Annotated in this window: 6 protein-coding genes; 1 reads left to right on the top strand and 5 read right to left on the bottom strand. The window is 58.9% G+C overall.

Going from position 1 to position 6553, the window contains the following annotated elements; genetic code table 11:
* Positions 1–312: hypothetical protein (locus VN887_06495; GenBank protein ID HXT39656.1), on the top strand; the 312-nt coding region annotated here is incomplete at its 5' end.
* A 16-nt stretch (positions 313–328) separates the two neighbouring features.
* Here VN887_06495 and VN887_06490 read toward each other — a convergent pair.
* From VN887_06490 to VN887_06470, 5 genes are all read right to left on the bottom strand, one after another.
* A complete protein-coding gene (locus VN887_06490) occupies positions 329–688 on the bottom strand; it encodes an STAS/SEC14 domain-containing protein (protein HXT39655.1) in 360 nt (119 codons plus the stop codon).
* Positions 689–691: 3 nt separating this feature from the next.
* Positions 692–1237 carry a hypothetical protein gene (locus tag VN887_06485; protein HXT39654.1) on the bottom strand — a complete coding sequence of 182 codons (546 nt, stop codon included), beginning with the start codon at positions 1235–1237 and terminating at the stop codon, positions 692–694.
* Positions 1234–2721, bottom strand: coding sequence for an efflux transporter outer membrane subunit (locus tag VN887_06480; protein ID HXT39653.1), 1488 nt, complete (start codon positions 2719–2721; stop codon positions 1234–1236). Before VN887_06480 ends, VN887_06485 begins: the two co-directional genes overlap by 4 nt.
* Positions 2722–2735: 14 nt before the next feature.
* Positions 2736–5897 (bottom strand): multidrug efflux RND transporter permease subunit, encoded by a 3162-nt coding sequence (locus tag VN887_06475; protein HXT39652.1) that lies wholly within the window; start codon positions 5895–5897, stop codon positions 2736–2738.
* A gap of 2 nt (positions 5898–5899) precedes the next feature.
* Positions 5900–6553, bottom strand: a 654-nt coding sequence (locus tag VN887_06470; GenBank protein ID HXT39651.1) for an efflux RND transporter periplasmic adaptor subunit, incomplete at its 5' end; no start/stop codon positions are given.

The following is a 6553-nucleotide window of genomic DNA, read 5'->3' as shown; positions in this document are numbered from 1 at the left end:
GCGTTCGCCATTGCCAAGCCCGGAGAAAGACTTTCTGCCACCAGCCACATGGAAGCCATCGCCACGCGCAAGGCCGGGGAAAAACCGGGCGGAACTGCAGTGGCAGTGATGGACACCACGGCGACCATTGAGGACATCGATCGGGAGAAACGCGAGGTGACGCTCAGGGGAATCGACGGGAACCTGGTGAAAGTGGTTGTCGATCCGAGCGTTGGAAATCTTGAGCGAATCAAAAAGGGCGACCAGATCTCGGCCACCCGCACTGAAGCGCTCGCCATCTCAGTGGACGATCCGAATGCGGCTTCAAAATAAGGGACCGCTTTCGCGGTCAGCCGTTTTCCAGCCAGGCCTGGGCCTTGGACATTTCCCCCGTCGGGAAGAATTCGATGGGCAAACGGCGGATTCCTTTTCCGGTAAACATGAGTGTCAGATTTTCCCATTTCCTTTCGCCGACGATGGCCATCCGGTCGATGTAAGGTTCCATCATCATTTGCCCGGATAAATCTCCCCAATCGCCCTTGCCCCATCCCTGAAAATTTTCGGCAATAATGAGGAGATGTTTTTTTCCCTCCCTTTGAAGAAGTTCCGCGACGCGTTTTTGCGCGTCGGCGAGCTCGGGTTGGTTGAGTTTTCCCGTGATCTTAAGGGTCAGCGTACTGGCCGTGTCGTTTACAATTTCAGCGCTCATAGGTCATTTGGTTTGGGTTGAGTACGGCATCTGCTGTTTCGGTTGATAAGGAATGGGATGGCCCGTAATGGCGGAGATGGCAAACATCATGGATTCATCGCTATTGATTTTGGTGCGCCTGCCGCCGCGTCCGGCGGGCGTTCCGCCCATGGTTGTTTGTTTCGACAAAACGGTGGTCGAACTGAGCTCGGTCAGCGTGACGCGGAGCGGCGTGATTTTTCCGTTTTCAACGGCAACGTCGGCTTCAGTCGGGTTTTTGACGGCGCGATTGAGAAATGTCACTCGAAGCCGATGATTGCCGGGAGCAAACGCCAGTCTCAGCACATCGCCCTGAACCGGCTTCACGTCGGAGAACACTGTTCGAAAATGAGTGCCTGAAGTTCCGCCCTCCCGCACGTCCCAGCACAGGCCGGCATCTGTCGTTGAGTAGAGGTCAACGTAGCCGGTATCCGCGGGTGCCCGGGGCGGATTGACATTTGCCGAGGCGCAGCCGAAAGCGATAAACATCAACATCGCCAGCGCAAGGGAAATGCGGCGTTCCGTCTTCATTTCATTCCCACCGCGGTATTTGAGAATTCAGCGGCGCGGGCTGCGACGGGGGTTTCCCAGCCGCCACCCAGAGCGCGGTAAAGCTCGACGACGCTCAGCAGTTCATCCCGGCGCGCCTGGGCGAGTTGAAGCTCGGCATCGAAAAGTTGTTGTTCATTGTAGAGCACTTCGAGATAACTCGTCACACCGCCCTCGTACCGGACAGCCGCCAGTTGCGCGGCATCGCGATCCGCCTGTGTCAGGTCCTTCTGCCTCGCATAGAATTCCTGGTTGCGTTGGTAGGCGATAAGCGCATCGGAGACTTCGCGAAAGGCGTTTTGGACGGTTTGCTGATAACGCGCCAGCGATTCCTCAAAGGTGGCCCTGGCCAAATTCAGATTTCCGCGCAGGCGTCCGCCGGTGAACAGGGGAAAGGACACCGATGGACCGAATTGCCACGTTCTCGCAGGAGCGGTGAACAGATCGGAAAGCGCCACGGTTTGGTAGCCGAAAGCGCCGGTGAGGGTGACTCGCGGAAAGAACGCAGCCTTCGCCTGGCCGATGTCGGCGTTGGCGGCGATCAAGTCCTGTTCGGCGGCGCGAATGTCGGGCCGCCGTTCGAGCAATGATGAAGGCAACCCCGGCGGCACGCTGGCGCGCAGTTTGTAATCGTTGAGCGAAGCGCTGCGATGAATAGTGCCGGGATTGCGGCCCAGCAGGATATTCATCGCATTTTCCGTTTGTTCGATGAGGCGCGACGTCGTGGCGATGGATGCCTGGGCGGTGTAGACGAGCACCTTTGCCTGGTACACGTCCTGCAAAGAAGAGACGCCGCCTTCCTGGCGTGACTGCGTCAGGACGAGCGAGTTGGTTCTGTTGGTGTAACTGGCGTAGCCGATTTGCAACTCCATATCGAGTTCGAGCAATTGCAGGTACGTGGTGGCGACGTCAGAAACGAGCGTCTGGCGGACGATGTGCTGCGCTTCCTCGGATTGGAGCAGGCGCGCGCGCGCGGCCTCGTTGGCGCGGCGTATCCGGCCCCAGAGATCCAATTCGTACGCGGGCATGGAGAGGAAGACGTCGCCATATCGCTGCTCAGGATTGACTCCGGAAGGAACCGGCACCGGCCCCTTTTCCGAACTGCGGCTGGTAAACAAGTCGCCGCCTGCGTTCACAGTCGGGAAAAACTGTGAACGCGTGATTTGCGCGGAGGCTTCCGCCTCCAGCACGCGCGCGGCGGCAATCTTCACGTCCCAATTATTCGTCAGCGCCTCGCGGATGTAGATTTTCAGCTGGTGATCGTCGTAAACATCCCACCAGCCGAGGTCCGCGAAGGAATTGGTTCCATGAGAAAGGGTCGCGTCCGATGCCGCCCGGCGAAAAACCTGCGGCGAATCCACGGCTGGGCGCTGGTAATTTGGCCCGACTTTGCAACCGGCAAGCAGGATCATTAAAATTCCAAGCCCCCGCAGCGGCAGGATTTTTCTGCATTCTTCCTTCTGCATTCTTCCTTCCCCGTTCATACGTGCGCTTCTCCCGTTTGTGGTGGCGAGATGGGTGCAGCCGCTGCCGGTTTGTGTTTGCCGGTGCGTTCCACAATCCGTTCCACAAACACGTAGCAGACGGGGATGAGGAACAACCCCACAGCCGTAGCGATGGTCATCCCGAAGACCACGCCGGTGCCCATCGTGCTGCGTGATGCGGCGCCGGATCCAGACGCCAGCATAAGTGGCACGCAGCCGAGAATGAACGCGAACGAGGTCATGAGAATCGGCCGCAAGCGCAGTTTTGAGCCCTCCACCGCCGCGGCCAGAATTTCGTTCCCTTCCTCGCGCCGCATTTTGGCGAATTCGACAATCAGGATGGCGTTTTTGGCGGAGAGCCCGATGAGCATGACCAGGCCGATTTGCGCGTAGACGTTGAGGTCAAAATGCCGCACCAGCATCCCGACCATCGTGCCCAGCACCACGGTGGGGGTGGCGAGCAGCACCGCGAAGGGAAGGCCCCAGCTTTCATATTGCGCGGCGAGCAGCAGGAACACGAAAAGCACGGCCATCCCGAATATGATGGGCGCCTGGCCTTCCGATTTCTTTTCCTGGAGCGTCAATCCGGACCATTCGTAGCCGGTTTCGGGAGGCAGGGTTTTCATGACCTCCTCGATGGCTTTGATGGCCTGGCCCGAGCTGTAACCCGGCGCGGATGCGCCGATGATTTCGGCCGCGTTATACAAATTGAAACGTGTGACTAGGTTTGGCCCGGACATTTTGCTGACCGTGACCAGCGTGTTCAGCGGGACCATTTGATTGCTGTTGTTGCGGACATAGAACTGGCCGATGTCGTCCGGCTTGCTGGTGAATTGCGGCTCCGCCTGGAGAAAAACTTTGTAAACCCGTCCGAACCGCACAAAGTCGTTCACGTAAAGTCCGCTGAGATACGTTTGCAAAGTGGCAAACACCATATCGACCGGCACGCCGAGCGTTCGGGCCTTTTCACGGTCGAGCTCGACTTTGACCTGCGGTGTGGATGGATTGAAGGTTGTGCTGATGCGCCCGATCTCGGGCCGTTTGGCGGCGGCAGCGGTCAATTGCTGGACGTAGCCCGCCAGCTTATCAATCGAACCGCCGGAGCGGTCCTGCAGTTGCATTGAAAATCCGGACACGTTGCCGTAACCGGGCAATGGCGGCGGTCCGAACGCGAACGCCGTCGCGCCGGGAATCGCCGCGAATTTTTTCGTCCACTCGCGCGCGATGGCGCTGGCGTGCAAATTTGGAGATTTGCGTTCTTCCCAGGGTTCCAGCCCAACGAACATCAGCGCCGAGTTCGGGAAGTTCAGCGAATTGAGAATATTCATTCCAGCCAGACCAACCGCCGAGCGCACACCTTCCGTGTGCTCGACAATACCCTCCACCTGTTTAAGCACTTCATCCGTGCGCTGCAACGAGGCCCCTTCGGGAAGCTGAATTGCGACGAACAGGTACCCTTTGTCCTCGTCGGGAATGAATCCGCCCGGCACGAATTTGCCGATGAGCCAGATGCCGGCGACCACTGCCACAAGCAACAGCATCGACCGGGCCGCTTTGCGCGAAATGATGCCGACGATGTTTCCGTAACCCTGGCTGGTCCGGTCAAACACCTTGTTGAACCACTTGAAGAATTTGGCAATCGGTCCGCGGCCCGGCTTCGGTTTTTTCAGCAGCATCGCCGAAAGGGCGGGGCTGAGCGTCAGGGCGTTAATCACGGAGAACACCACCGCGACGGCGATGGTGAGCGCGAACTGCTTGTAAAGCTGCCCGGTGACGCCGCCCATGAATGCCACCGGAACGAACACCGCGCACAGCACCAATCCGATGGCCACGACGGGTCCCGAGACTTCCTTCATCGCCTGGCGCGTGGCGTCGACGGGACTCAGTCCGTGTTCGATGTGATGTTGCACGGCTTCCACGACGACGATGGCGTCGTCGACCACGATGCCGATGGCCAGCACGAGGCCGAACATCGTCAGCACGTTGACGCTGAATCCCAGGACCGGGAACATGATGAACGCGCCGAGCAGCGAAACAGGGACCGTGCACATCGGGATGATCGTGGCGCGGAGGCTTTGCAGGAAAACGTAGACGACAATCAGCACCAGGATGACCGCTTCAAACAGGGTGTGGACGATTTCATGCATGGATGCCTGGATGGGCAGCGTGGAATCGAGCGTGATGTCGTAGTCCATGTCTGGAGGGAACCGGGTTTTGGCGTCCTCAAGAATTTTGCGCACGTTGTTGGCGGTTTCGATGGCGTTGGCGCCCGGCGCGAGATAGATGCCGATGGCGCCGGCGGGCGCTCCGTTCAGGCGGGCGCGCAAATCGTACGTCTGCGCGCCCAATTCCACGCGGCCCACGTCTTTGATTTTGACCTGCGAACCGTCGGGATTGGAGCGAACGATGATTTCCGCGAACTCCTTGGGGTCCTTCAACAGGCCGAGCGTGCGGACGTTGAAGGTGCTTTGCTGGCCCGGCGGCGCGGGTTCCGCTCCCACGCGGCCGGCGGGGGATTGGGCATTTTGTTCGTTCAAAGCATTCTGAATATCCGATGGGGTGATGCCCAGCGACGCCATGCGATCCGGCCGCAGCCAGACGCGCATGGTGTAATCCTGAGCCGTGAAATTCTTCACGTCACCGACACCGCGCACGCGCTTGATGGCGTCGACCAGATTGATGTCGCAATAGTTGCCGAGGAAAATGGCGTCGTAGGTGCCATGGGGAGAAGCGAGCGCGACGACCATCAGAATGTCGGGACTGGAACGGTTGACGACGACGCCTTCCTTTTTGACGGCATTGGGCAACTGAGCCTCGGCCTGGCCGACGCGGTTCTGCGTGTTCACCTGCATGATGTCCACGTCTGTGCCGACGTCGAAATACACGTTCAGCGTCAACTTGCCGTCGTTGCTGTTGTAGGATTGGATATAAAGCAATTTATCGACGCCGTTGACTTTCGATTCGATGGGCGTGGCGACGGATTCCATGACGGCCTGGGCTGCTGCGCCCCGATAAGTGGTTGTGACCTGGATCAACGTGGGACTGACGGGCGGGTACTCGGAAATCGGCAGCCGTTTGAGGCTGACCAGACCAACGATGACCGTGAGGATGGCGATGACGATCGCGACAATCGGACGGCGGATGAAAAAATCAGCCATGGTTACTCCTTGGTATGGTTGGTTTCGGTTTTGTCCTCCGGCGCCTGGGCGGTCTGTGCGATTTCCTCCGCGGTCATCGGTTTGACAACCGCGCCTTCGCGAACTTTCTGCAACCCTTCGATCACGATGCGGTCGCCGGACTTGAGGCCTTCCGGAACCACGACGTTTTCACCAACCTGCCCACCCACCTGGACGCCGCGTTGTGTGGCCTTGTTATCGGGGCCGATGACCCACACGAAGTTCTTGCCCTGCAATTCGACGATTGCCCGCTGCGGCACAAGGATGCTGTTGGCGCGCGCGCCAAGGTCCACGCGTATGCGCGCGAACATGCCGGGGCGGAGTTGTTTTCGTTCGTTGGGAAATTGAGCGCGCACGCGCAGGGTGCCCGTCTTCGGGTCCACGGCGCGATCGATGAAGACGAATTTGCCCTTCTCAGGAAGCGTGGAACCGTCGGCAAGCAATAGTGAAATGGGCAGATCCTCAATGCGCTTGCCCGAGTTGCGGGTTTCGTTTTGCGCTCTGAGATAATCGACCTCGCTGACATTGCAGTAAAACCAGATGGGATCGAGCACGGAAATTGTCGCCAGCAGCGTCGGATCTCCTTTGCCCACCAAATCGCCAATCGACACCTGTTTGGCTCCGATTAATCCGCTGAC

This window comes from Candidatus Angelobacter sp., assembly GCA_035607015.1.
In the GTDB taxonomy this organism is placed as follows: Bacteria; Verrucomicrobiota; Verrucomicrobiia; order Limisphaerales; family AV2; genus AV2.
Note: the sequence above shows the minus strand (reverse complement) of the source record. Positions and strands in the feature narration are given on the sequence as shown.

Coding starts and splice junctions, on each gene's coding strand:
- VN887_06490 (HXT39655.1), bottom strand. CDS start 688: ATGAGCGCTGAAATTGTAAACGACACGGCCAGTACGCTGACCCTTAAG.
- VN887_06485 (HXT39654.1), bottom strand. CDS start 1,237: ATGAAGACGGAACGCCGCATTTCCCTTGCGCTGGCGATGTTGATGTTT.
- VN887_06480 (HXT39653.1), bottom strand. CDS start 2,721: ATGCAGAAGGAAGAATGCAGAAAAATCCTGCCGCTGCGGGGGCTTGGA.
- VN887_06475 (HXT39652.1), bottom strand. CDS start 5,897: ATGGCTGATTTTTTCATCCGCCGTCCGATTGTCGCGATCGTCATCGCC.